This is a genomic window from Streptomyces nigrescens, assembly GCF_027626975.1.
Lineage (GTDB): Bacteria > Actinomycetota > Actinomycetes > Streptomycetales > Streptomycetaceae > Streptomyces > Streptomyces nigrescens.
In genome coordinates, this window is the sequence record NZ_CP114203.1 from 7,375,626 (window position 1) to 7,398,707 (window position 23,082).

The window sequence follows — 23,082 nt, forward strand, 5'->3', positions numbered from 1 at the left end:
TGCCTCAGCCTTCCTTGAGGGTGGTGAGTCCGCTGTCGATGAAGACGGGGACGAGCTCGCCGATCCGGTCGAACCCGGCGCCGACGGTCTGGCCGAGCGTGAAGCGGTAGTGGATGCCTTCGAGGATCACGGCGAGCTTGAACCAGGCGAACGCCGTGTACCAGGCGATGGCGGAGGTGTCCCGCCCGGACCGGGCGGCATAGCGCTCGATCAGCTCGGCCGGTGCGGGGTGTCCGGGGGCGCCGCTGGTGGTGCTGACCGGTGAGCCGGGCAGATTCAGGTCCGTGCTGTACATCGCCAGCAGCCCGAGGTCGGTCAGCGGGTCCCCGAGCGTGGACATCTCCCAGTCGAGGACGGCCTTGAGGGTGTCGTCGGCCCCGATCAGGACGTTGTCGAGGCGGTAGTCGCCGTGCACGACGGCCGGCGCGGGCGAGGCGGGCAGCGCCCGGCCCAGTGCCTCGTGCAGCTCGTCGATGCCCGGCAGCTCGCGGTTCTTCGACGCGGTCAACTGCTTGCCCCAGCGCCGCAGTTGGCGCTCCAGGAAACCGTCGGGGCGGCCGAAGTCACCGAGTCCGACCGCCTCCGGCTCCACCGCGTGCAGCTCCACGAGCGTGTCGACCAGGGACAGCACCACGGCGCGGGTGCGCTCCGGGCCGAGCGGCGCGAGCTGCCCGGCGGTGCGGTACGGGGTGCCCTCGACCAGCTCCATCACATAGAAGGGCGCGCCGATGACCGACTCGTCCGCACACAGCAGCAGCGCCTCGGGCACCGGTACCGGTGTCTCGTGCAGCGCGCTGATGACGCGGTGCTCGCGCTGCATGTCGTGGGCGGTGGCCAGCACATGGCCGAGCGGCGGCCGGCGGACGACCCAGGAGGTGGCGCCGTCGGTGACGCGGTAGGTGAGATTGGACCGCCCGCCCTCGATCAGCTGCGCGCGCAGCGGGCCGCCGGCCAGCCCCGGCCGCTCGCGGTCGAGGTGCTCACGCAATCGTGCCAGGTCGAGGCCGGGAGGGTCCTCCCGGTCCCGGTCCTGCGGGGGAGGGGTGCCCTTGCTCATCGTGCTCCTCCGTACGGAGTGGACGGTCCATCGGTCGCTGGCACGATCATGCCGACTAGTCGGTATGGCGTCCAGTGCCGGAGCGTGGGGCGTCGGTCACGCGAAGGTTTTCCGCCGTACCGGAAGCCCCGGCCTGCCCCTCGTGGACCACACCGCCCGGTTCCTCTCCCGGACCACGGGCCCGGCTCAGGCGTGACAGGACATCGGCACTCCGCCGTTCAGCACCGCCATATCGGCGAATGCGGCCATCGGGTCGAGCGGGACGCCCGGGGCGGCGCCGGCCAGCTCCGCGTAGGCCCGGTGCAGATTCGCCACCAGCCGCTCGCTCTCGGCCAGCTCGGCGAACGGGCCGAGATCCGCCTCCTGGGCCGTCTCCAGCGGGGTGCGCCCGGCCGCCCGGCCCTCCTGCGCCAGCCGGCCGACGAACCGGAGATAGCGCTCGATCCCGTCGTAGACCTCGGGGCCGGTCACCGGACCGTGCCCGGGGACGACGGTGACCGCGTCCAGGGCCCGCAGCGTCCGCACCGCGCGCAGCGAGCCGGCCAGCGACCCCATGAGGAGGAACGGTGTGCCGCCGTGGAAGACCAGATCGCCGGCGAAGACGATGCGCTCGCGGGGCAGCCAGACGACGGTGTCGCCGGTGGTGTGCGCGACGCCCGGGTGGATCAGCCGGACCTCGATCTCGCCGACGTGCAGGGTCAGCTCGTCGGTGTAGGTGACCTCGGGCGGGGTGAGGCGGATGTCGCCGTACTCCACCTCCGGCCAGACGGCGTGGAGTTGATGGCCGGCGGCCAGCAGTTCGCGGCGGCAGGAGGCGTGCCCGATCACCGTCGCCTCGGGCGCGAAGACACCGTTGCCGTAGGTGTGGTCGCCGTGGTGATGGGTGTTGACCACGGTGCGGGGCGCCGGGGCGCCGCTCTCCGCGATCCGCCGCCGCAGCAGGCGCGCCCGGCGCTCGGTGGCGGCGGTGTCCACGACCAGGGTGGCGTCCCCATCGGTGACGAAGCCCGCGTTGTTCAGACACCAGCCGCCGTCCGGCTGGATGAACGCATGGACTCCGGCGGCCAGTTCGGTGAGGTAGGGCTCGGGGACGGGGGACCCGGCCGCGGGCGGCGGGGCCGCGGGGGTCCCGGCGCCGGGCGGTTCCGTGGCGTCCGGCCCGGTCGCGCCGGGGCCGGTGCTCCGTGCCGCCGACGGTGTGGCCGAGGTCCGCGCCGCCTTGCGCGGTGCCGTCGCGTCGTCCATGCGGGTGTGCCCTTCGTCCGATGGCCCGTCACTTCCCCGCTGCCGGGCCGGGCACGGGGCCCGCCCGGTGAGTGCGAGGGTCGTGTCACGGTACCTCCGCCGCCCGCCCCCGGGGCGCGCCGTCCCCCGCGTCAGTGCCCCGGCGTCAGTGCCCCGGCATCAGGATCACCGCGCCGCACAGCGCCAGCGCCAGGGTGCAGCCGACCAGCAGCAGTACGGTCCGCGGGGGCAGCGCCGGCGGGCGGCCGGCGGCCATCGCCTGCATCCGGCGGTGGGCAAGGACCACGAAGGCCATCCACAGCAGCCCCATCAGGACCGCCAGCACCACCTCGACCGGCCCCGGGGCGTCGCTCCGCAGCAGCTGGCGGCCGGCCAGCACCGCCATCACGGTGGCCGACAGCGTGGTACGCCGCCACGCCAGCCGGGTCCGCTCCGGCTGCAGCCCGGGGTCCCGGTCGGAAACCGGACGCGGCGCTCCCGCGCCCGGCAGCGGTCCGTCGGCCATCGGCTAGTCGGTCCGGCCCAGCAGCACCAGCACGACCATCGCCACCGCCAGGACACCGACCCCCAGCGCCAGCGCGCTGGGGAAGCGGGTGACCGGCAGATCCTCGCCGCGCCGCATCGCACGCTCACAGCGCACCCAGTGGTTGACCGCCCGCAGCGCACACAGCGCACCGCCCACCAGCAGGATGACGGTGAAGGTCAGCCGCAGCGTCTCGTGCAGCCGGGGAAGGAACTGGTCCACCGCGAAACCGCCGCCGACCAGCGCCAGCCCGGTCCGCAGCCAGGCGAGAAAGGTGCGCTCATTGGCGAGCGAGAAGCGGTAGTCGGGGGTCACCCCCTCCTCGTGGACCCGCGCGGGCGAGATCCACAGCCGTACGGCCGCGCCGACCGACCGCAGTCCACCGGAGGGGATCATGGCCGAAACCCCAGGGTCCGTCCGGCCCCTCGTACCGGCCCCGGCTCCCGTCCGGTCCCGTACACCAGCGGCATCAGATCTCCCCCGCCTCCCGCCGGGCGAGCAGCTGCCGGTAGGCGGCCATCCCGTCCGGCGTCCACGGCCACTCGTCGAGCCGCCGGATCAGCTCCTCCTCGGGCAGGAAAGCGGACCAGTCGATCTCCGACTCCTGCGGGGCCACCGGCAGTGTGCAGCGCACCTGGTAGACCGCGGACCACCAGGTGTGCTCGGCGGTCTCGTAGAGGAACTTGAACAGCGGCTCGGGCGGCGCCAGTCCCTGCACGCCCAGTTCCTCCTCGGCCTCGCGCAGCGCCGCCTGGTCATAGGTCTCGCCGGTGCCGACGACCCCGCCCACGAACATGTCGTAGTGCGAGGGGAAGACGAGCTTCCGCGGAGTGCGGCGGTGCACGAAGATCCGGTCCTCGGCGTCCCGGACCAGGACGAAGGCGCAGCGGGTGCGCATCCGGCGGGCGTAGGTCTCGCCGCGTGGGGCCTGTCCCACGACCTGATCGTTCTCATCGACGACGTCGAGGACCTCGTCCGCGTTGAGCGGTTGCTGATCGGTCATGGAGCCATGCAATCACCGCGGGCGGGGGCCGCACCCGCCGGGGCGGGGGCGGGCGACGAGCCGGGCCGAGGGGCGGGACGCGAGGAAGGCCCGGACGGGGGAGCGGCCGTGGGCCGGACGGGGGAGTGGAGGCGGGCGGCGACGAGCCGGCGCGCCGCGCGAGGTGCCGCGCCGGAGCGGCCGCGTCAGCGCGGCTGCAGCTCCCGTGCGTTCTCCCGCTGCCCGGCCCCCGGCGGCATCGCCGGATGGGTGCCGATCAGCACGATGCCCGCGACGACCGCCACGATCCCGATGATTTCCCAGGCCAGCGCCCCGGGCGTCACCCGCAGCTGGTCACCGAGGAACCCCACCCCGCACAGGATTCCGGCCAGCGGCTGGGCGGCGGTCAGCGCGGGCAGCGACAGCCGCAGCGGCGCCGACTCGAAGGCGCTCTGCACCAGCACCAGCGCCAGCACCCCGAGCACGACGATGGCGTACGGCTGCCAGCTGATGAGCAGGGCCGACCATCCGCCGCTGCCGAAGCGCTCACCGCTGATCCGGGTCAGCGCGTCCTGGAGCCCGTAGATCAGTCCCGCGGCGACGCCCAGGAGCGCGGCCTCCAGGCTCACATGCACCCGCTCCCGCTTGGCGATCGCCGCCAGCAGCAGGGCGGTGCCCAGCACCAGGCCCATGATCAGCCACTGCCACATCGGATCGGCGTTGCTGCGCCCGCCCTCCGGCTGCCCGGCCACGATGAAGGCCGTCACGCCGCCCGCCAGCAGCCACAGCCCGGCCCAGCCGCTGCGGCCGAGCCGCTGCCGGGTCAGCCGCCGTGACAGCGCCATCGCGAACAGCAGATTGGTTGCCAGCAGGGGCTCCACGAGGGTGATGTCGCCCATCCCCAGCGCCACCGCGCCGAGCGCCATCCCGACCACCATCAGACCGATACCGGCCAGCCACAGCGGCATCCGCACCAGGTCGAGCAGCAGGCGTACGGACAGGAAGTCCTTCATCGGGGCGTGTTGCGCCGCGGCCTGCTGAAACACGAAACCGAGTCCCAGGCAGCAGGCCGCTCCAAGGGCGAGCAATATCACCGTCACGTCGCACCTCGTATCGCGCGGGGTGGGGGATGCGCCTGAGGATAGTCATCCGGCGTCGGGCGTGGCGTGGCCCTGGTCACCCACCATTCTCCCGCGTGCCTCGATGTACCACCCGGTAACACCGTGGTTGACGCGGCAGTCGGGTGCGCTGAGGATCGTTCCACCACTGCGGCCGGGGCGCCCGGCGTGCCCCGTTGAGGAGAGCAGAGATGGCGTACGACGCTGATGTGATCGTGATCGGAGCGGGGCTTGCGGGTCTGGCGGCCACCGCGGAGCTGGTGGACGCCGGACGCAAGGTGATCCTGCTCGACCAGGAGCCCGAGCAGTCCCTCGGCGGACAGGCGCACTGGTCCTTCGGCGGTCTGTTCCTGGTGGACTCCCCCGAGCAGCGCCGGCTGCGGATCCGCGACAGCCATGCGCTGGCCTGGCAGGACTGGCTGGGCACGGCCGGCTTTGACCGGCCCGAGGACCACTGGCCGCGCAAATGGGCCGAGGCCTATGTCGATTTCGCGGCCGGGGAGAAACGTTCCTGGCTGCACCGGCAGGGCGTCCGGCTCTTCCCCGTCGTCGGCTGGGCGGAGCGCGGCGGCTATGACGCGACCGGGCACGGCAACTCCGTCCCCCGCTTCCACATCACCTGGGGCACCGGGCCGGGTCTGGTCGCCCCGTTCGTGCGCCGGGTACGGGCCGGGGCCGCCCGCGGCCTGGTGGAGCTGCGCTTCCGCCACCGGGTGACCGGGCTGGCGCGCAGCGCGGGGAGCGTGGACACCGTCAGCGGCGAGATACTGGAGCCCTCGGACGTCGAGCGCGGCCGGCCCAGCAGCCGTGAGGTGGCCGGTGCCTTCGAGCTCAGGGCCCAGGCCGTGATCGTCACCTCGGGCGGTATCGGTGGCAACCACGAGCTGGTGCGCGCCAACTGGCCGAAGCGGCTCGGCACGCCCCCGCGGCGGATGCTGTCCGGGGTCCCGGCGCATGTGGACGGCAAGATGCTGGGCATCGCCGAGGCGGCCGGCGGCCGGATCATCAACCGTGACCGGATGTGGCACTACACCGAGGGCATCGACAACTGGAACCCCATCTGGCCGCTGCACGGCATCCGGATCCTGTCCGGTCCGTCCCCGCTGTGGCTCGACGCCCGCGGAAAGCGGCTGCCGGTGCCGCTGTTCCCCGGCTTCGACACCCTCGGCACGCTCGAACACATCATGCGGACCGGCCATGATCACACCTGGTTCGTGCTCACCCAGAAGATCATCGAGAAGGAGTTCACCCTCTCCGGCTCGGAGCAGAACCCGGATCTGACCGGCAAGAGCATCCGTGAGGTGCTGGGGCGGGCCAGGGCCGGTGCGCCGGGCCCGGTACGGGCGTTCATGGAGCACGGCGCGGACTTCATCGTCGAGCGTTCGCTGACGGATCTGGTGCGGCGGATGAACGAGCTGACCGGAAAGCCGCTGATCGCGGAGGACGCGCTGCGCGGCGAGATCGTCGCGCGCGACCGCGAGATCGCCCACCCCTTCACCAAGGACCTCCAGGTGACGGCGATCCGCGGGGCCCGTAAGTACCTGGGCGACCGGCTGATCCGCACCGCGGCGCCGCACCGGATTCTCGACCCCAAGGCGGGCCCGCTGATCGCCGTACGGCTGAACATCCTCACCCGCAAGACGCTCGGCGGTCTGGAGACCGACCTCTCCTCACGGGTGCTGGCCGACGGCGGGGAGCCGCTTCCGGGCGTGTACGCGGCGGGCGAGGCGGCCGGGTTCGGCGGCGGCGGAGTGCACGGCTACCGCTCGCTGGAGGGCACCTTCCTCGGCGGCTGCCTCTTCTCCGGACGTACGGCGGGGCGGGCGGCGGCCCGTGCGGTGTCCTGACGGGGGAGACGGGGGAGACGGGGGAGACGGGGGCACGGACGGGAGCGCGGAGGAGACGGGCGGCGCGGGGCGGCGGACGGTGCGCGGCCCCGCGCCGCATTCCGGTGGCCGGCCGCTCAATACCGTGATACGGAAGGGGGGTTGGCGGATTCAGCCATTCCCCTTCCCGTCTTGACGCGGAGCTCTACGTAGCGCTTTGCTTTGCGTGATGACTGGTGCGGACCAAGCCATCACCCTCTGTAGAGGCGCGCACGGATCCGGTCCCACCCCACTGAGGACGACTCAGGGGGTTGTTCGGGCCGGTGCGGCGCGTCATGGAGCCCCTGACCCGTGATTTCGATTTCCCCTTCCCCAACGCCACCGCCGCCGCTCAGACGCGCTCGCTGTCCGGGCGGCCCGGTCCTCGCCCCGGTCCTCGCCCCGGCCCTGGACGACGCCCAACTGGCCATCGCCGCCGACGGTTTGGCGCTCGGCCAGTGGGCCCGGGTGCGCAGCCTGCTCACCGAGACCGGTGAGGACTGGGATCTGCGCGGACACCGGTTAACCGTCCTCGCCACCTCGCCCGGCAGCGCCGCCTGGGCCGGCGACTGGTGGCTCGCCGAACCGGACAGCGGTGATGCCGCCACCCTCCTGGCCCTCGCCACCGTCCGGCTCGCCCTGCACGGCGAGAGCAGCACCGAGGACGCGGCCGAGGCCTGTGCCACCGCCGCCCGGATGCTGCCCGAGGACCCCACGCCCTGGCTCGGCGCGCTGATCCTCGCCCGCCGCACCGGCACCCCGGACGCCCGGGACCACGCCTTCCGGCAGATCCGCGCCCGGCACCGCGACCACCACCACGCACACCACCTCATGACGGCCGCCCTGGCAGAACAGCAACCGGGCGCCCGCGACGACCCCCGGCACCCGGCCCATGCCTTCGCCGCCCGCGCCGCGGCCCGCGCCCCCGCCGACTCGCCGCTCGCCCTCCTCCCCGTCGTGGCCCACGCCGAGCGCTACCGCGTACTGGCCGCCGGGGGCCTGGCACCCGCCGACCCGGCGGACTGCGGCCACTGGTCCACCCGGCGCGCCCACCAGATCCTGCACGACGCCTTCGACTGGTGGCTGGAATGGGGCGGTGAGGACCATCCCCGCGGCAAGGTCGATCTCAACTTCCTCGCCCATGCCACGTTCCACGAGGGGAGGATGGCCGAGGCCGCCGCGCTCTTCCAGCGCATCGGCCCGCACCCCACCCGCGCGCCGTGGTCGTACACGGGCCACGACGCCGACGGCGCGTTCCGGGCCGCACGGGACACCGCCCTCCGCCGGGCCGGGGACGCCACCGCCCCCTGACCCCCGGTGGCGCTGATGACGAAAGTCTGACGCCGGGGCCCGGAGGCTGGCCCCGGCGGCCGCCCGGTGTTCGAATCGGGGCATGACCAGGGATGCGAAACCGGCCCGTGCGGCGGGCGGCGGTGAGGACGGACAGGGCACCCCCGTGGGCCGCCGGGTGGTGCTCGGCATGCTCGCCGCGGGCGCCGCCGGTGTGGCGACGGCACCCTTCCTGCAGCGCGCCTACGACAGCGCCCTCGGCGCCGCCGCACAGAAGGACCCCACCGGCCTGTCCGGCCTGCTCCCGGGCGGCGGAGGCTTCCGCTACTACTCGGTGACCGGATCCGTACCGGAGAAGGGCGCCCGCAGCTACCGCCTCACGGTCGACGGCCTGGTGCGCCACCGCACCAGCTACCGCCTCGCCGACCTGCGCCAACTGCCGCAGACCCGGCTCGTGCGCGATGTCCAGTGCGTCACCGGCTGGCGGGTGCCCGGCACCCCCTTCGAAGGGGTACGCCTCTCCACCCTGCTCGACGCCGCGGGGGTCCGCCCCGGGGCCGGGGCCGTCCGCTTCACCTGCTTCGACGGCGCCTACAGCGAGTCCCTCACCCTCGAACAGGCCCGCCGCGACGACGTCCTGGTCGCCCTGCGGATGCAGGACAAACCGCTCGCCCATGCGCACGGCGGCCCGGTGCGCCTCTATGTCGCGCCCATGTACTTCTATAAGTCGGCGAAGTGGCTCTCCAAGATCACCGTCACCGGCCGGGTCGAGCCCGGATACTGGGAGGACCGTGGATATGACGTCGACGCCTGGGTCGGCCGGTCGAACGGACGCGACGATGCCCCCACGACCTGACGGCCCCGCCGTGCCGGCCCCCGCGCGCCCCCGCGTCCCCCGCTTCACCCCCGCCGAACACCGGGTGCACCGGGCCACCGCCACGCTGATGGCCGTCTGCGTCCTCACGGCAGGCTGTCTCTACCTTCCCTTCCTGGCCGAACTCGTCGGCCGCCGCGCCCTGATGGTCACCGTCCACGAGTGGTCCGGCATCCTGCTGCCCGTCCCCCTGCTGCTGGGTCTCGGCTCCCGCGCCCTGCGCGCCGACCTCACCCGCCTCAACCGCTACGGCCCGCACGACCGCCAGTGGTTGCGGGCCGCCCTCCGCCGCCGGGGCGGCCGGCCGGCCGGAAAGTTCAACGCCGGCCAGAAGCTCTACGCCGCCTGGATCGCCGGTGCGGTCCTCGTGATGCTCGGCACCGGTCTGTTGATGTGGTTCACCGACCTCGCGCCCCTGGTGTGGCGCACCGGTGCCACCTTCGTCCACGACTGGCTCGCGCTCGCCGTGGTCCTGGTGATCGCCGGCCACGTCTGGAAGGCCTTCGGCGACCCCGAGTCCCGCCGCGGTCTGCGCACCGGGTCGGTCGACGCCCAATGGGCAAGGCGCGAGCACCCGTTGTGGGACCACGAGAACAACACCCCCTAGCGCGCGGCAAGTTGCAGAGTTTCCTCTGCAGAGAACTCTGTGCAGAGGACTCTCTGCAACTCTAGGCTGGCGTCCATGACTGATGCCCCCGAGCCGGATCCGTCGCCGCCGTCGCCGCCGACGCCGTCCACCGCCCCTCCCGTGCGCCGTATGGACGCCCGCAGTCTGCGTGGGCTGGCGCACCCCTTGCGGATGCGCATCCTGGACCTGCTGACCCTCGACGGCGCGGACACCGCCACCGGACTCGGCCGGCGGCTGGGGGAGAACACCGGCACGGTCAGCTGGCATCTGCGCCACCTCGCCGACCACGGCTTCATCGAGGAGGAGACCGGCCGCGGCACCCGGCGCGAGCGCTGGTGGCGGGCGGTGCGGGCGGCCCGCCGCCTCGACACCAACGACTTCCGCGACGACCCCGACATGCGGGGCGCCCTGTCGGTCTACCTGCACGAAACCGTCCACCAGGGCTTCGACCAGGTCACCACCTACCTCGCCGAGGAGTGGAGCCCCGAATGGCGCGACGCCGGAACCCTCTCCCGCTGGCAGGACCTGCGACTGACACCTGAACAGCTCGCCGCGCTGAACGCGGAGTTGGAGGCAGTGGTCGTCCGGCACCGGGAGGCGGCGGCCCGGGACGGGGCGGCTCCGGAGGCCGAGGAGGCCCGGCCCGTGCTCGTCCAGCTGCACTCCTTCCCGCGCAAGGAACGGGACGAGCGGTGAGCGGACTCCTGCGCCGCCACCGCGATTTCCGGCTGCTGTGGTGCGGGGAGACGGCGGGCAAGTTCGGAGCGGCGGTCAGCAATGTGGCGATGCCGCTGGTGGCGGTCTCCACCCTGCACGCCTCCACCTTCGCGGTCGGGCTGATCAGCGCCTGCGGCTGGCTGCCCTGGCTGCTGATCGGCCTCCCGGTCGGGGTGTGGGTGGACCGGCTGCGCCGCCGCCCGCTGATGCTGGCCGCCGCCGCGCTGTCGATGGTGCTCTTCGCCGCCGTACCGGTCCTGGCCCGGTACGGCGGTCTCGATCTCGGTCTGCTGATCGCCGTGGCCCTGCTGACCGGTGCCGCCGCGGTGCTGTTCCAGACCGCGTACAGCGCCTACCTCCCCACCCTCCTCGCGCCCGCCGACCAGGCCGAGGGCAACGCCAAGCTGCACGGCAGCGCCTCCGCGGCCCAGATCGCCGGACAGGGGGCGAGCGGACTCATCGCCCAACTGGCGGGCGCCGTCAACGGGCTGTTCGCCCACGCCGCCACCTTCCTCGTTGCGCTGCTGTGCCTGCTCGGCATCCGGCACCGCGAACCCCGCCCGGCGTCCCGCGAGGGCACGCCCCGGTCGCTGACCGGGGAGGTCGCCGAGGGGCTGCGACTGGTCGCCGGTGACCGCTGGTTCCGTACGCTGACGCTCTTCGGGGCCGCCTCCAACCTCGCGCTGATGGGGTACCAGTCCCTCACGGCGGTCTTCCTGGTCCGCGAGGTCGGTCTGGCGCCCGGCGCCGTCGGCGGGCTGCTGGCGCTGGCCAGTACGGGCGGTATCGCGGGCGCCTTCGTGGTGCGCCGCACGGCCGGCCGGATCGGCACCGCCCGCGCCATGCTCCTGTTCGAACTCGGCGTCCCCTGTGCGGCGTTGCTCATCCCGCTCACCTCCCCGGGCGCCGGGACGCTGCTCTATGTGGCGGGCAGTTTCGGCGTCTCCGCCGGGGTGGTGGCCGGCAACATCCTCAAGGTGAGCTTCCAGCAGAGCTACTGCCCGCCGCCGCTGCTCGGCCGTCTGGTCGCCAGCAGTGCGTTCCTCAACTACGGCACCCTGCCGCTGGGTGCGCTGCTCGGCGGCGCGCTCGGCTCCGCCCTGGGCGTCCGCACCGCCATGTGGATCATGACCGCCGGGGTGCCGCTGGCCGCCCTGATCCTGCTCTTCTCTCCGGTCCGGACGGTCCGCGAGCTGCCGGTGCGCCCCGCGGAGGGGGAGCGCGGCGAGCCCGGCCCCGGCGCGGCGGAACGGGACGGGGCGGCGGAACGGGACGGGGCGTCGTCGCGCCACTGAGGCAACGCCCGCGCGCCCGTACGCTCACGCCGTCGGCGGCCCCGCCTGCGCCTCCGCCGCCGGCAGTTCCACCTCGAAGCGGCAGCCCGCCCCGGCGTTCCGTACCGTCGCCCGGCCCTCATGGGCCTCCACGATGCCGCGGACGATCGCCAGCCCCAGTCCGGCGCCGCCCTTGCCGTCCGCCCGCGGAGTGCGGGCCGCACCGCCGCGCCAGCCGGTGTCGAAGACCCGCGGCAGATCCTCCGGCGGGATGCCGCCGCAGCCGTCCTCGACCGCGAGCACCACCCGGCCCTCCGCGTGCCGGGCACTGACCGCGACGGTGCCGTCGGCGGGCGTGGCACGGATCGCGTTGACCAGCAGATTGCCCAGGACGCGGGTCATCTGCTGGGCGTCCACCCGCACCGGCAGCGGTACCACCCCGCCGTCCACCAGCCGCACCCCGCTCGCCCGCGCCAGCGGCCCGGCGCCCGCGAGGGCCTCGTCCACCAGGTCGTACACCGACACCCGCGACAGCGTCAGGGCCAGCGCACCGGCCTGGATACGGGACAGTTCGAAGAGGTCGTCGACCATCGCGGCCAGCCGGTCCACCTCGATCCGCATCCGTGCGTGATAGCGCGCGGTGTCCTCGGCGACCCCGTCCTCCAGCGCCTCGGCCATCGCCCGCAGCCCGGCGAGCGGGGTGCGCAGATCGTGCGAGATCCCGGCGATCAGCTCCCGCCGGGAGGCATCCAGCGCCCGCTCCCGCTCCCGCGCCTCGGCGAGCCGTCCGCTGGTCTCCTCCAACGCCTTTGACAGCGCGGCCAGTTCGGCGGTGGGCGGCTCGGCCGGTGCCACGAAACCGCCCTCGCTGCCGACCGTACGGGCGGAGCGCGCCAGCTCCCGGCTGCCCGCCGCGATCCGCCGTCCGAAGAGCAGCGCCGCCGCCAGCGACACCACCCCGGAGACGGCCACCACGGCCATCACCACGCCCAGGTCGTGCCCGGACAGGAACATCGCCTGGGCGACCGCCACCGTGCCCGCCGCCATCGCGGCCACCGCCAGCGCCGCCACCGCGAACAGCGACAGGGCGACCGAGCGCCGCCGCAACGCCCGTACCGCGGGCGCCGCGAGCAGCCCCGCCAGCGCCGCGCCGAGCGCCGCCAGCGCCACGATGACCAGGAAGTCCGTCATGAGAGCGGTCCGTCTCCCCGCAGGGGGCCGTCCTCCGGCGGCGGCTCGTCCCCCACGGCGTCGAAGCGGTAGCCGGCGCCCCAGACCGTCGTCACCAGCCGTGGCGCGGCCGGATCCGCCTCGATCTTCTCGCGCAGTCGCCGCACATGCACCGTCACCGTCGACAGATCGCCGAACTCCCAGCCCCAGACCCGGTGCAGCAGCTCCTCCCGGGCGAAGACCCGCCCGGGGTGGCGCATCAGGAAGACCAGCAGATCGAACTCGCGGGCGGTGAGGGAGAGCGCACGCCCGGCACGGTCGGCCCGCCGGCCGCCGGGGTCGGCAGTGAGATCCCCCGCCCGTAGGACGGCGGCGGGCGCCGCGGCCGGCGGCGCGGACTCCGCACGGCGCAGCACCGAGCCGATCCGCAGCACCAGCTCCCGCGGGCTGAACGGCTTGGTCACATAGTCGTCCGCGCCCAGCTCCAGGCCGAGGATGCGATCCGCCTCCTCACCGCGCGCCGTCAGCATCACCACCGGAACCGCGGGCCCGTCGCCGCGCCGCAGCCGGCGGCACACCTCCAGGCCGTCGATGCCCGGCAGCATCAGATCGAGCACGACGAGATGCGGACGGAAGTCCGCGGCCCGGTCGAGGGCGGCGACACCGTCGGCGGCGTGTGCCGTGGTGTAGCCGGCGCGGGAGAGGTAGCCGGTGACGACCTCGGCGACGGTCGGGTCGTCCTCGACCACCAGGACACGGCGCGGCGGCCCGTGGGAGGGGAGGGGCGGAGGCGCGGAGGGCGGTGTGGCGGGGTGCACAGGGTCAGCGTGCCCTTCCCGGGAGGTACGTCATGGCTCAAGCCAACACCACCGCGGGCGGGCGCGGGCGGCCCGGCCCGGGTCCGTAAGACTCCGGTAACCAGTAGCGGTGCCCGGGACGGGCGGCTGCGGGGGCGCGGCGGCGCCCCGGCGCCTCAGCCCTCCAGCCCCTCCCGGACCCGCCGCGACACCGTGAACGCGTACAGGTCGAGCACACCCGGCGGCTCCGCGAGGCCGGGACCGCCGGCGCGGATCCAGGCGGCGATGTCCGCCAGCGCCTCGTCATCGTTGACCAGTCCCAGCCAGACCGGGCGCCCGCCGGCCGCCCGCCCCGCGGCCGACGGCTGGACCACGACCACATTCGCCTGGTCGCAGACGTCCAGGCACTCCGAGGCCCGTACCGGCGCCGCGCCGTCGAGCGCCGCGCGCAGGCGGGGTATCTGCCCGGCGTGGTCGACGCCCGGGATCTTGGCCGCATCGCCGCAGCAGCAGCCGCGGCATACGGTGACCCGGCACGGGGTCGCGGGGGCTGTCCGTCCGGCAGGCTTGTTGATCACCGATTCATGCTACGTGGGCCGCAATGACGCACGACGACGGGATAGAAACCCGGCTCGTGGGGATAGACATCCGGCATGCCCGTGACCGAATTCCACCCTCAGCCCGGCTCCGCACCGGAGCACGCGATACCCGGCCCGGCCGGTCTCCCCGTGCTCGGCTCGATGCTCGACCTCCGTCGCGACTCCCTCAGCACCTTTTTAGGAGCCCAGCGCGCGCACGGCGATGTGGTCCGCCTGGAAGCCGGGCCGCCCGGCCTGCGCAGCGTGTTCCACGCGGTCTTCGCACCCGAGGGCGTGCAGCAGATCCTCGCCTCCCAGGCCGCCAACTTCCGTAAGGACCACCCGCTCTACGAGGAGGTCCGGCAGGCCTTCGGCAACGGCCTGCTCACCAGCCAGGACGCCGACTACCTCCGACAGCGGCGGCTGGTGCAGCCGCTGTTCACCAAGCGCCGGGTCGACGGCTATGCGTCGGCGGTGACCACCGAGGCCGCCACCCTCGCCGACCGCTGGCGGACCGCGGACGACACCACCGTGGACCTGGTCCCCGAGATGAACCGGCTGGCGCTGCGCACCGTCTCCCGGATCCTCTTCGGCCTGGACGCGGAGGCGGCGGTGGACACCATCCACCGCTGCGCCCCGGTCATCAACGCGTATGTCGTACGGCGCGCTTACGTCCCCGTGAAGATCCCGCGCGAGTGGCCCACCCCCGGGAACCTGCGGGCGCGGGCCGCCACCGACGAGATGAACGCGCTGTGCGACCGGATCGTGGGGGACCGGCGGGCGGCGCGGGGAACGGCCCGGGACGCGGACGGCGAGGGGGAGGACCTGCTGTCGCTCCTCGCCGCGGCCGGCAATGACGAGGACGGTTCCCTGGACGCCACCGAGGTCCGCGAACAGGTCCTGATCTTCCTGCTGGCCGGGCACGAGACCACCGCGACCTCCCTCGCCTTCACCCTCCATCTCCTCGCCCGGCACCCCGAGGAGCAGACGCGGGTCCGGGACGAGATCGACCGCGTCCTGGCCCACCGCACCCCCACGGCCGCCGACCTGGACCGTCTGCCGTATCTGACGCAGGCGCTCAAGGAGTCCATGCGGCTGTATCCGGCGGCGCCGGTCATCAGCCGCCGGGCGGTGGCGGCCACCGAGATCGGTGGTTTCCGCATCCCGGCCGGTGCCGATGTGGTCGTCGCGCCCTGGGTCACCCATCGCAACCCGGACCTGTGGGCGGATCCGGAGCGCTTCGATCCGCGGCGCTTCGCACCGGAGCGGGAGGCGGAGCGGCACCGCTACGCCTGGTTCCCGTTCGGCGGCGGGCCGCGTGCCTGTATCGGGCAGCACTTCTCGATGCTGGAGTCCGTGCTGGCGCTGGCCGTGCTGCTGCGCGCGTACGAACTCGAAGCCGTGGACGAGGAGGTACCGGTCTCCGCAGGGATCACCCTCCAGGCGACCGGTCCGGCGCGGGTTCGTCTGCGGCCGCGCACCGGGGCGGGGGAGTAGCGCCCGGGGATGCCGTCCGGGAGGAATCTAAACGCAACGAAAAATGCGTTTGCTTTTCGGCGGCGTCCCCCGTACCGTCAACCTCGTTGCTGTTGCCGCCGATCGGAGAAGGCCGTTGCTCGTCTGAGGTCTTGAGACACCGCGCCCGTGAGCGGTGATTCGCCCTGCGCTTCCGGTATCCGGAGCGGCGAATCATGCCTCGCGCGGCCCGTCCGCGACCTCGGCGTACCCGCACGGCGTACCCGACGCACCCGGCGTTCCGACGCGGTGTCTCTTCGCGCATTCCCCACCCCGCTCACCCGCGCTCAGGAGACCCGTATGTCCATGTCCCCCACCTCCGCGTCCGCCGCGTCCATCGTCTGCACCGGCCTCGGCTTCACCTGGCCCGACGGCAGCCCCGTCCTGGAGAACTTCCCCCTGGTCGTCGGCCCCGGCCGCACGGGCCTCATCGGCCTCAACGGGGCAGGAAAATCCACCCTGTTGAAGCTGATCGCGGGCGAACTCACCCCGACCGCGGGGACCGTCAAGGTCGCCGGCGAGATCGGCTACCTCCCCCAGCACGCCCCGCTCGACACCGCCCTGCGGGTCGACGAGGCGCTCGGTATCCACACCGCGCGCGCCGCGCTGCTCGCCATCGAGGGCGGCGACGCGAGCGAGGAGCACTTCACCGCCGTCGGCGACGACTGGGACGTCGAGGAGCGCGCCCGCGCCACCCTCGACCAGCTCGGACTGACCGGTATCGACCTCGACCGCACCATCGGCGAGGTCTCCGGCGGCGAGTCCGTCCTGCTCCGGCTGGCGGCCCTGCTGCTGCGCCGGCCGGACGTCCTGCTGCTCGACGAGCCCACCAACAACCTCGACCGGGCGGCCCGGCAGCGGCTGTACACCGCGGTCGCCGGCTGGTCCGGAGTGCTCGTCGTGGTCAGCCACGACCGTGAACTCCTCGAACGCGTCGACCGGATCGCCGACCTCCGCGACGGCGAGGTCCACTGGTACGGCGGCAACTTCAGCGCCTACGAACGGGCCCTGGCCGTCGAGCAGGACGCGGCCGAGCGGATGCTGCGGGTCGCCGAGGCCGACGTACAGCGCCAGAAGCGCGAACTGGCCGACGCCCACCTCAAGTTGGCCCGCCGGGTCCGCTACGGCAACAAGATGAGCGCCAACAAGCGCGAGCCGAAGATCGTCATGAATGAGCGCAAGAGGGAGGCCCAGGTCTCCGCGGGCAAGCACCGCATCATGCACACCGAACGCCTCAAGGAGGCCAGGGACCGGCTCGACGAGGCCGCCGAAGCGGTCCGGGACGACGACGAGATCCGCATCGATCTGCCGCACACCGCCGTGCCGCCGGGCCGGGGCGTGCTCACCCTGCGCGACCTGCAGGCCCGTTACGGCGGCCGTGCCCATCTGGAGGTGCGCGGCCCCGAACGGATCGCGCTGACCGGCCCCAACGGCTCCGGCAAGACCACCCTGCTGCGGACCGTCGCCGGTGAGATCCCGCCGGCGGCCGGTACGGCGGAGATCCATGTCCCCCACCGTTTCCTCCCCCAGCGGCTGGAGGTGCTCGACCCCGCGCTGACCGTCGTCGAGAACGTCGCCCGCTTCGCCCCGGACGCGACCAACAACCGCATCCGGGCCCGGCTCGCCCGCTTCCTGTTCAAGGGCGCCCGCGCCGACCAGCGGGCGGGCACGCTCTCCGGCGGTGAACGCTTCCGCGCCTCGCTCGCCGCGCTGATGCTGGCCGAACCGGCCCCGCAGCTGCTGCTGCTGGACGAGCCGACGAACAACCTCGACCTGGCGTCGGTCCGGCGGCTGGTCACCGCCCTGGAGTCCTATGAGGGCGCACTGCTCGTCGTCAGCCACGATCTGACGTTCCTCCGGGACCTCGGCATCACCCGCTGGCTGTCGACGGAGGGTGGTGAACTGACCGACATCGCACCGCTGTAGGAGACGCCGGGCGGGGCGGGCCCCGCTGCCCCGCCCCGTCGTCCGCCCCTCGAAAGCCGGTTGCCGGATCCCTTCCCGTGGGTCATGATCCTCCGCATGACCTACAGGAAGGGCGGCCACCGCCCCACCCGATGACCGCGCGGACCCCGGGCCAGGACCCGGTCTCCGCCCCGTCAGCCGCTGACGTCGACCACTCTGCCGCAGTGACCGCGGCGGTCGTGGACGGCTCCGTCCTCACCCCGGGCGCCCCGCTCAGAACCGCCGTCTTCGACGCGGTCCGGGCCGACCGGGACGGCCCGGTCACCCACGAGCTGATCGGACTCACCGGCCACCACCGCCCCGCCGTACGCCGCACCGCGCTCACCCTGCTCACCGAGCTGGCCTTCAACGGCCCGCCGTCATGGCAGGGCCCGATCGAGGCGGCAGCGGCCCGGCTCCACGACCCCGACCCGGACGCCCGCCGGGCCGCCGTCCGCCTCCTCATGCGCGCCGGCGGCACGGACCGGGCCCGTACGGCGCTCGACACCCACCCCGACCCCGCCACCCGCATCGCCCTGGCCGACGAACTCCTGTTCCACCTGCCGCACACCCCCTGCCCGCCCGGGCCGCTGCGCACCGACCCGCTCCCCGGCATCCGCCTGGCCGCCTGTATCGCGGAGCTGAGAGCGGCGCCGGAGGAGGAGTGGGCCGCCCTGGACGCGCAGGCGGTGGCGGAGCTGGCCGCACTGTCCGACCGGGACGCGGACCGCGCGCGGATCCTCGGCAGCCGCTGGGGCGACGCCCTGTCCCGGCAGGACCGGGAGCGGCACTGCTACGCCACCGCCACCCGGCTGCTGACCGGCGCGGCGGGCGCCCACGGCCGGCGGGTCGGGGTGCACCTCGCCCGGCGGGCCCTCCAGATCTGGCGGGCCGCCCCCGCCGCCCTGACCCCGCACCTCGCAGCCCTGGTCCGCACCGCACCGCCCGCCCTGCGCGACCTCGCCGTGGACACGCTCTGCGCCTCCCGCACCGCCACCCGCCTCGCCGCCGACGACCTGGCGGCCCTCCTGCCCACCACCCACCACCCCCGCTCCGACACGGCCTGGACGGTCACCTACGCCCTGGCCACCGTGGACGACCCGCGCGCCGCCCCGTCCGTGCACGCCCGGCTGGCGTCGGGGGCACCACCGGCCGGGGCGGTCGCCGCCGTCCGCGGCCTGCTGCGCTCAGGGACCGCCGATGCCGAGCAACTCGCCCCGTTCATCAGGCAGTTGCTCCGCTCCGGCGATTCCCTCTCGGTGCTGACGGCCACCGCGATGAGCGACGACCTCGGCCCCGCGGCGGCGGCCTGCGTCCCCGAACTCATCGAGGCGCTCCGCACCGAGTGCGCCCTGCGTGACGCCCAGGGCACCGAGTGGGCCACCCGCCGCGAGCTCCGCCTCGTCACCGCGCTCGGCCGGATCGGCGCCCCCGCGAGGGCCGCGGTGCCACTGCTCGAACGGCTCACCAGGGAATCCCGGCAGCGCGCCGGCTACCGGGCGCTCGCCCTCTCCCGGATCACCGGCGAACGTCACTTCATCGAGTCCGCCCTGCGCTCCCCGTCGCGGCTGCGGCGGTATGTGCCCGACCGCTCCGCTCTCTTCGAGTGGCTGCTCGACCACGGCGGCCTGACACCGGAGCAGTCCCGTCAGCTGCGGGACCTCGTCTTCACCCTGCCCAGCGGTATGCAGGTGTTCGGTGCGCGGGCCGTATGGCGCAACGAGGGGCCGGCCGCCGCCGGTGAACTGCTCGCCGTACTCCCGCAGTACCTCGACGACGATCTCTTCGGCCCCGTCGCCATGACCACCCTGGCCGCCATGGGGGAGCACGCCCGCCCGGCCCTCCCGCAGCTGCGCGCACTGATCGACCGACGCACCCGGCTCCCGCACCACGCCGGTTCCGACGACGCCGATATGAACGCCGACGAGCAACTCCTCGAAGCCGCCCGGCGGACGGTCGCCGCCGTCACCGCCTAGCCGCGGCCTCCTCCTGCCGCGTTATGACGCGGCAGGAGGAGCTCCCGTCCGCCGGTGGCGGTCCGGGAGCCACCGGCAGTCAGCCCCGGGCCGCGCGGTCCGGCCGGGTCCGGGCGCCCGCGCCGAACAGCCCCAGCGTCTCCCCGCACTGGGAATGCAGCGGCTCCGGCAGCGCGTCCGGGGCGAACCAGTCGAGCGCGTCGAACTTGTGCGGTTCGCCGATCGTCACCCCGTCCGGCGCCACCCGTACGGCGAAGACCACCGCCACCCAGTGCGAGTCGACCGGATCGCCGCGCAGCACATTGCGCACCCCGATCTGCTCGATGCCGAGCGGCCGCACCCCGTACTCCTCGTGCACCTCCCGGGCCACGGCCGCCTCGAAGGTCTCCCCGAACTCCAGCGCCCCCGCGCCGCAGTCCCAGGTCCCCGGCTCGTCCCTGGCCCCGGCGCTCCGCCGGGCCAGCAGCACCCGCCCGGCGCCGTCGTGACACACGAACACACAGGACACCTTGGGTCCCACTGTGGTCATCTCCCCTCACCCCGCTCAGAAGTGGTGCAGCAAGTCGGCGAACGCCGGCAGCCGCAGCACCTTGTCGTCGGCCGGGTCGAGCTCACTGTGCTCCAGGACCCAGGTGTGCTCGTGGGGGATGAACACCGCGTTGAGGCCCGCCGAACGGGCGGGCAGGATGTCCGACTTCGGGGAGTTCCCGATCATCCATGTCGAGTCCGGCACCAGGTCGTAGGCGCGCTTCAGCTGCTCGTAGGTGGCGATGTTCTTCTCCGCCACGATGTGCACACCCCGGAAGTGCCGGGTCAGCCCGGAGGCCGCCACCTTCCGCTCCTGCTCCTCGGTGTCGCCCTTGGTCAGCAGCAGCAGATCGTGCCGCCGGGCCAGCTCGGCCAGGGTCTCGGCCACCCCGGGAATCAGCTCCACCCGGTCCCCGGCGAAGGCCGCCGCCCACCCGGCGATCCGCGCCGACTCCTCGGCCGTCGCGGCCCGCCCGCGCAGCTGCGCCACACACTCCCCGAGGCTGTGCAGAAACACCTTGCTGCCGTATCCGAGCTTCGGCGCGTTCGCCGCTTCGATCGCGTCGAGTACGGCGCGCACCCCGGCCCGGTCGAGTCCGGGGTGGGTCATCCACTCCAGGAACTCGTCGATGACCCGCTCGAAGATCACGTTGTTCTCCCACAACGTGTCATCCGCATCGAAGATCAGCATCCGCCGCACAGCCCTTCTCCCACTCCACCGACCTGCGCACCCTACGCACGCACGGCGGCCGCCCGCACCGGATATTCCGCGGGGAGGGGTGCGCTGGCCCGGAGCCTCACCACCACCGGAGGTACGACAGCAGCCGCAGGATCTCCAGGTAGAGCCAGACCAGGGTCATCGCCAGCCCGAACGCGACGTACCAGGCCCACCGATGGGAGGCACCGGACCGCAGAAAGCGGTTGGCAGCCTCGAACTCCAGCAGGAAGAAGAAGGACGCGGCGGCGATCGCCACCACACTGACGAAGAGGGCCAGGGGGCCGCCGTCCCGCAGGCCGAGGTCCGCGCCGAACCCCCATGACGCGACCAGCTCCGCCAGCAACAGCACCAGCAGCCCGAGCCCCGCGCCGACCGCCCAGCGCGTCACCTTCGCGCTGACCCGCACCACCCGCGTGTGATATGCCGCCAGCGTGCCGGCGAAGATGCAGCCGGTGCCGAGGACGGCCTGGGTGCCGACACCCGGGTGCAGCGCATCGAAGAACTGCGTCGCCTCGCCGAGCACGATCCCCTGAACCGCCGCGAACAGCAGGGCCAGCGCGGCGCTCGGCCGGGGCCGCAGGGACAGGAAGATCCCGAGACCCAGCCCGGCGAACAGGGCGGGCAGGGCGAGGAATCCGACGTCCAGGAAGACGGTGAGGAAGGCGCTCGCCACCAGGACACCGAAGACGGCCAGGGTCTTGACGACGATGTCGTCGAGGGTGATCGGACGGTCCGTGGCGGCTGCCGGGGACGCACCGCCGGAGGTGCCCGGGCCGGCCGGTGACACCGCACCGTCCAGCGTCAGCAGATTACGGATGGCAGGGTTGCTCGTCGTGGGCACCGGCCCTCCCGGAGGGATCGAAGGGGGTGAACAACTCCGTGTTGTCCCAGGATAGTTGGGGAAATCGGGGAATGGGTCAGTCCACCTCGACGACCTGCCGCGGCCCCGGCACGCTCTCCCGCAGTGCCCGTGTCACGTCCGGCACCGTGGGAAACACGCTGTCCGCGCCGGACGGTGCCGCGTACGGCAGCGCCGTGTTCAGGTGATCGCGCCATGGCGCGGGCACGGCGATCGGCTGGCGGACACCGGTCAGCACCATGCACTGGACCGCCTCGGCGCCATGGAGGTGCAGCGCGGACCGCAACCGGCCCGGCAGCCCCAGGCGTTGGGGCACCGCGGTGTTCAGCAGCCGCTCGCCCAGACTCTCGCCCTGCCCGGCGAGATCGCTGCCGTGCAGCTGGTGGACGGTGTCGCGGACGGCAGGGTACTGCTCCGGTGTCACGCCCCGGCAGCGCAGCACGACCACGGGGTGCGCCTTCCCCTCCACCTCACAGGCGATGTCGAACGACATCCGCCGCTTGAGGAAGCCGTAGCGGACCTCGTTGATCACCTGCAGGGCCTCGTCGGGCTTCGGTTTGCCGGTCTCCGGCGGCGGTTGGCTGTGCAGGCCCTTGAGCTGCTCGCCGACCGTCACGGAGCCGGTGAACAACCGCCGCATGCCCACGGCCACCGCCTGCTGCTCGTACAGCTCCAGCCACGCGGGCAGCCGGCTGACGCTGGTGAGATCGGGCGCCAGCCGCGCGGCCTCCTCGGCATGCTCCAGCGCGTCCCCGCGCAGCTGCTCGCTGAGCAGCCCGATCCGCCGGCGCAGCTCGATCAGCGCCAGCGCGTCGAACTGCGCCGCCCGGTCCGCGTCCTGCCGCCCGCCGACACCCTCCAGCACCCCCGCCAGGATCTGCGTCGGGGCGGCGTCGGCGGACCACTCGCGCCGCCGGGCCAGCTCGGTCAGCCGGTCTCCCGCGTACGGGGTCAGCCAGGCCCGTTCCTCGACGAAGCCACCCCAGTCACGGGACTCCAGACCGTGCCGGGCGGCGAGCCGCGGCAGCCGGGCCAGCAGCGCCAGCAGCAGCAACTCGGCGTCGTCGACACCGTCCTGGTGCGGTCCCGTCTCGCGCAGCGCCTGCGCGAGCTGATGCGCGTCGAAGAGCGTGGCGAACACATCGGACTGCGGGCACCGGAGCAGCTCCGCCAGCAGCGGCTGGGCGGCGGGGCCGACCAGCAGATGCAGATGCCGCCCGGTGAACACGGCCGGCAGCTCCGGCGGGGTGAAGGCGGCCCGGATACGGGCGGCCAGCTCCGCCAGCCGGCTCTCGGCCGCACCGAACCGGTCGATCCGGTGCAGCAGATCCTGTGCGGCGAAATTCCCCAGCGCCTCCTCCGCCGCCGCCATCGCACGGTCCGAGGTCCGCACCATCCACACGACGTACAGCTCGTTGTCCATG

The 23,082-nt window shown here is 73.5% G+C and carries 22 protein-coding genes; 9 read left to right on the top strand and 13 right to left on the bottom strand.

What is annotated here, in order from left to right:
- Window positions 1-4: 4 nt before the first annotated feature.
- The 6 genes from STRNI_RS32645 to STRNI_RS32670 form a co-directional block, all read right to left on the bottom strand.
- A complete protein-coding gene (locus STRNI_RS32645; RefSeq protein WP_159490085.1) occupies window positions 5-1,057 on the bottom strand; it encodes a phosphotransferase family protein in 1,053 nt (350 codons plus the stop codon).
- 186 nt (window positions 1,058-1,243) lie between these two features.
- Complete coding sequence (locus STRNI_RS32650) at window positions 1,244-2,302, bottom strand: MBL fold metallo-hydrolase (RefSeq protein ID WP_277412521.1); 1,059 nt, start codon at window positions 2,300-2,302, stop codon at window positions 1,244-1,246.
- A 145-nt stretch (window positions 2,303-2,447) separates the two neighbouring features.
- A complete protein-coding gene (locus STRNI_RS32655) occupies window positions 2,448-2,807 on the bottom strand; it encodes a DUF202 domain-containing protein (RefSeq protein WP_266450082.1) in 360 nt (119 codons plus the stop codon).
- A 3-nt stretch (window positions 2,808-2,810) separates the two neighbouring features.
- Window positions 2,811-3,221 carry a YidH family protein gene (locus STRNI_RS32660; RefSeq protein ID WP_277412522.1) on the bottom strand — a complete coding sequence of 137 codons (411 nt, stop codon included), beginning with the start codon at window positions 3,219-3,221 and terminating at the stop codon, window positions 2,811-2,813.
- 73 nt (window positions 3,222-3,294) lie between these two features.
- On the bottom strand, window positions 3,295-3,828 hold the full coding sequence (locus STRNI_RS32665; protein ID WP_148593454.1) for an NUDIX hydrolase: 534 nt from the start codon (window positions 3,826-3,828) through the stop codon (window positions 3,295-3,297).
- Between the two features lie 185 nt (window positions 3,829-4,013).
- On the bottom strand, window positions 4,014-4,907 hold the full coding sequence (locus tag STRNI_RS32670; RefSeq protein ID WP_018087834.1) for a DMT family transporter: 894 nt from the start codon (window positions 4,905-4,907) through the stop codon (window positions 4,014-4,016).
- A gap of 209 nt (window positions 4,908-5,116) precedes the next feature.
- Between STRNI_RS32670 and STRNI_RS32675 the strand changes: the two genes are divergently transcribed.
- The 6 genes from STRNI_RS32675 to STRNI_RS32700 all read left to right on the top strand — a co-directional run bounded on the left by STRNI_RS32675 (window position 5,117) and on the right by STRNI_RS32700 (window position 11,594).
- Window positions 5,117-6,772 carry an FAD-binding dehydrogenase gene (locus STRNI_RS32675; protein WP_277412523.1) on the top strand — a complete coding sequence of 552 codons (1,656 nt, stop codon included), beginning with the start codon at window positions 5,117-5,119 and terminating at the stop codon, window positions 6,770-6,772.
- Between the two features lie 339 nt (window positions 6,773-7,111).
- The gene (locus STRNI_RS32680) at window positions 7,112-8,101 is read left to right on the top strand and encodes a hypothetical protein (protein ID WP_277413349.1); all 990 of its coding nucleotides are present in this window, start codon (window positions 7,112-7,114) and stop codon (window positions 8,099-8,101) included.
- An 82-nt stretch (window positions 8,102-8,183) separates the two neighbouring features.
- Window positions 8,184-8,936 (top strand): molybdopterin-dependent oxidoreductase, encoded by a 753-nt coding sequence (locus STRNI_RS32685; RefSeq protein ID WP_277412524.1) that lies wholly within the window; start codon window positions 8,184-8,186, stop codon window positions 8,934-8,936.
- Window positions 8,920-9,561, top strand: coding sequence for a cytochrome b/b6 domain-containing protein (locus tag STRNI_RS32690; RefSeq protein WP_277412525.1), 642 nt, complete (start codon window positions 8,920-8,922; stop codon window positions 9,559-9,561). Before STRNI_RS32685 ends, STRNI_RS32690 begins: the two co-directional genes overlap by 17 nt.
- A gap of 75 nt (window positions 9,562-9,636) precedes the next feature.
- Complete coding sequence (locus STRNI_RS32695) at window positions 9,637-10,278, top strand: helix-turn-helix domain-containing protein (protein ID WP_381844240.1); 642 nt, start codon at window positions 9,637-9,639, stop codon at window positions 10,276-10,278.
- A complete protein-coding gene (locus STRNI_RS32700) occupies window positions 10,275-11,594 on the top strand; it encodes an MFS transporter (RefSeq protein WP_277412526.1) in 1,320 nt (439 codons plus the stop codon). The genes STRNI_RS32695 and STRNI_RS32700 overlap by 4 nt, the downstream gene beginning before the upstream one ends.
- Before the next feature lie 24 nt (window positions 11,595-11,618).
- Here STRNI_RS32700 and STRNI_RS32705 read toward each other — a convergent pair whose 3' ends face one another.
- The 3 genes from STRNI_RS32705 to STRNI_RS32715 form a co-directional block, all read right to left on the bottom strand.
- A complete protein-coding gene (locus STRNI_RS32705; RefSeq protein ID WP_277412527.1) occupies window positions 11,619-12,764 on the bottom strand; it encodes a sensor histidine kinase in 1,146 nt (381 codons plus the stop codon).
- Complete coding sequence (locus STRNI_RS32710; RefSeq protein ID WP_277412528.1) at window positions 12,761-13,561, bottom strand: response regulator transcription factor; 801 nt, start codon at window positions 13,559-13,561, stop codon at window positions 12,761-12,763. The genes STRNI_RS32705 and STRNI_RS32710 overlap by 4 nt, the downstream gene beginning before the upstream one ends.
- A 155-nt stretch (window positions 13,562-13,716) precedes the next feature.
- Entirely contained in the window at window positions 13,717-14,118 is a 402-nt protein-coding gene (locus STRNI_RS32715; protein WP_093647872.1) for a hypothetical protein, read from the bottom strand.
- A 75-nt stretch (window positions 14,119-14,193) separates the two neighbouring features.
- On the opposite strand from STRNI_RS32715, the gene STRNI_RS32720 reads away from it, so the two are divergent.
- The 3 genes from STRNI_RS32720 (at window position 14,194) to STRNI_RS32730 (ending at window position 19,553) form a co-directional block, all read left to right on the top strand.
- Entirely contained in the window at window positions 14,194-15,615 is a 1,422-nt protein-coding gene (locus tag STRNI_RS32720) for a cytochrome P450 (RefSeq protein ID WP_277412529.1), read from the top strand.
- 318 nt (window positions 15,616-15,933) lie between these two features.
- On the top strand, window positions 15,934-17,559 hold the full coding sequence (locus STRNI_RS32725) for an ABC-F family ATP-binding cassette domain-containing protein (protein WP_277412530.1): 1,626 nt from the start codon (window positions 15,934-15,936) through the stop codon (window positions 17,557-17,559).
- A gap of 131 nt (window positions 17,560-17,690) precedes the next feature.
- Complete coding sequence (locus STRNI_RS32730) at window positions 17,691-19,553, top strand: hypothetical protein (RefSeq protein ID WP_277412531.1); 1,863 nt, start codon at window positions 17,691-17,693, stop codon at window positions 19,551-19,553.
- 79 nt (window positions 19,554-19,632) lie between these two features.
- On the opposite strand, the gene STRNI_RS32735 is transcribed toward STRNI_RS32730, so the two are convergent.
- From STRNI_RS32735 to STRNI_RS32750, 4 genes are all read right to left on the bottom strand, one after another.
- Window positions 19,633-20,082 carry an NUDIX hydrolase gene (locus STRNI_RS32735; RefSeq protein ID WP_159490060.1) on the bottom strand — a complete coding sequence of 150 codons (450 nt, stop codon included), beginning with the start codon at window positions 20,080-20,082 and terminating at the stop codon, window positions 19,633-19,635.
- A 15-nt stretch (window positions 20,083-20,097) separates the two neighbouring features.
- The gene (locus STRNI_RS32740; RefSeq protein ID WP_277412532.1) at window positions 20,098-20,772 is read right to left on the bottom strand and encodes an HAD family hydrolase; all 675 of its coding nucleotides are present in this window, start codon (window positions 20,770-20,772) and stop codon (window positions 20,098-20,100) included.
- Window positions 20,773-20,878: 106 nt separating this feature from the next.
- Window positions 20,879-21,640 (bottom strand): Bax inhibitor-1/YccA family protein, encoded by a 762-nt coding sequence (locus STRNI_RS32745; RefSeq protein ID WP_018087819.1) that lies wholly within the window; start codon window positions 21,638-21,640, stop codon window positions 20,879-20,881.
- A 76-nt stretch (window positions 21,641-21,716) separates the two neighbouring features.
- A complete protein-coding gene (locus STRNI_RS32750; protein WP_159490056.1) occupies window positions 21,717-23,081 on the bottom strand; it encodes a hypothetical protein in 1,365 nt (454 codons plus the stop codon).
- Window position 23,082 lies beyond the last annotated feature (1 nt).

What these genes read in the sequence shown, in the direction of transcription:
- STRNI_RS32675 (WP_277412523.1), top strand. Translation starts at nt 5,117, where the DNA reads ATGGCGTACGACGCTGATGTGATCGTGATCGGAGCGGGGCTTGCGGGT.
- STRNI_RS32655 (WP_266450082.1), bottom strand. Translation starts at nt 2,807, where the DNA reads ATGGCCGACGGACCGCTGCCGGGCGCGGGAGCGCCGCGTCCGGTTTCC.
- STRNI_RS32730 (WP_277412531.1), top strand. Translation starts at nt 17,691, where the DNA reads ATGACCGCGCGGACCCCGGGCCAGGACCCGGTCTCCGCCCCGTCAGCC.
- STRNI_RS32705 (WP_277412527.1), bottom strand. Translation starts at nt 12,764, where the DNA reads ATGACGGACTTCCTGGTCATCGTGGCGCTGGCGGCGCTCGGCGCGGCG.
- STRNI_RS32690 (WP_277412525.1), top strand. Translation starts at nt 8,920, where the DNA reads ATGCCCCCACGACCTGACGGCCCCGCCGTGCCGGCCCCCGCGCGCCCC.
- STRNI_RS32685 (WP_277412524.1), top strand. Translation starts at nt 8,184, where the DNA reads ATGACCAGGGATGCGAAACCGGCCCGTGCGGCGGGCGGCGGTGAGGAC.
- STRNI_RS32695 (WP_381844240.1), top strand. Translation starts at nt 9,637, where the DNA reads ATGACTGATGCCCCCGAGCCGGATCCGTCGCCGCCGTCGCCGCCGACG.
- STRNI_RS32720 (WP_277412529.1), top strand. Translation starts at nt 14,194, where the DNA reads ATGCCCGTGACCGAATTCCACCCTCAGCCCGGCTCCGCACCGGAGCAC.
- STRNI_RS32740 (WP_277412532.1), bottom strand. Translation starts at nt 20,772, where the DNA reads ATGCTGATCTTCGATGCGGATGACACGTTGTGGGAGAACAACGTGATC.
- STRNI_RS32650 (WP_277412521.1), bottom strand. Translation starts at nt 2,302, where the DNA reads ATGGACGACGCGACGGCACCGCGCAAGGCGGCGCGGACCTCGGCCACA.
- STRNI_RS32660 (WP_277412522.1), bottom strand. Translation starts at nt 3,221, where the DNA reads ATGATCCCCTCCGGTGGACTGCGGTCGGTCGGCGCGGCCGTACGGCTG.
- STRNI_RS32645 (WP_159490085.1), bottom strand. Translation starts at nt 1,057, where the DNA reads ATGAGCAAGGGCACCCCTCCCCCGCAGGACCGGGACCGGGAGGACCCT.
- STRNI_RS32735 (WP_159490060.1), bottom strand. Translation starts at nt 20,082, where the DNA reads ATGACCACAGTGGGACCCAAGGTGTCCTGTGTGTTCGTGTGTCACGAC.
- STRNI_RS32665 (WP_148593454.1), bottom strand. Translation starts at nt 3,828, where the DNA reads ATGACCGATCAGCAACCGCTCAACGCGGACGAGGTCCTCGACGTCGTC.
- STRNI_RS32725 (WP_277412530.1), top strand. Translation starts at nt 15,934, where the DNA reads ATGTCCATGTCCCCCACCTCCGCGTCCGCCGCGTCCATCGTCTGCACC.
- STRNI_RS32750 (WP_159490056.1), bottom strand. Translation starts at nt 23,081, where the DNA reads ATGGACAACGAGCTGTACGTCGTGTGGATGGTGCGGACCTCGGACCGT.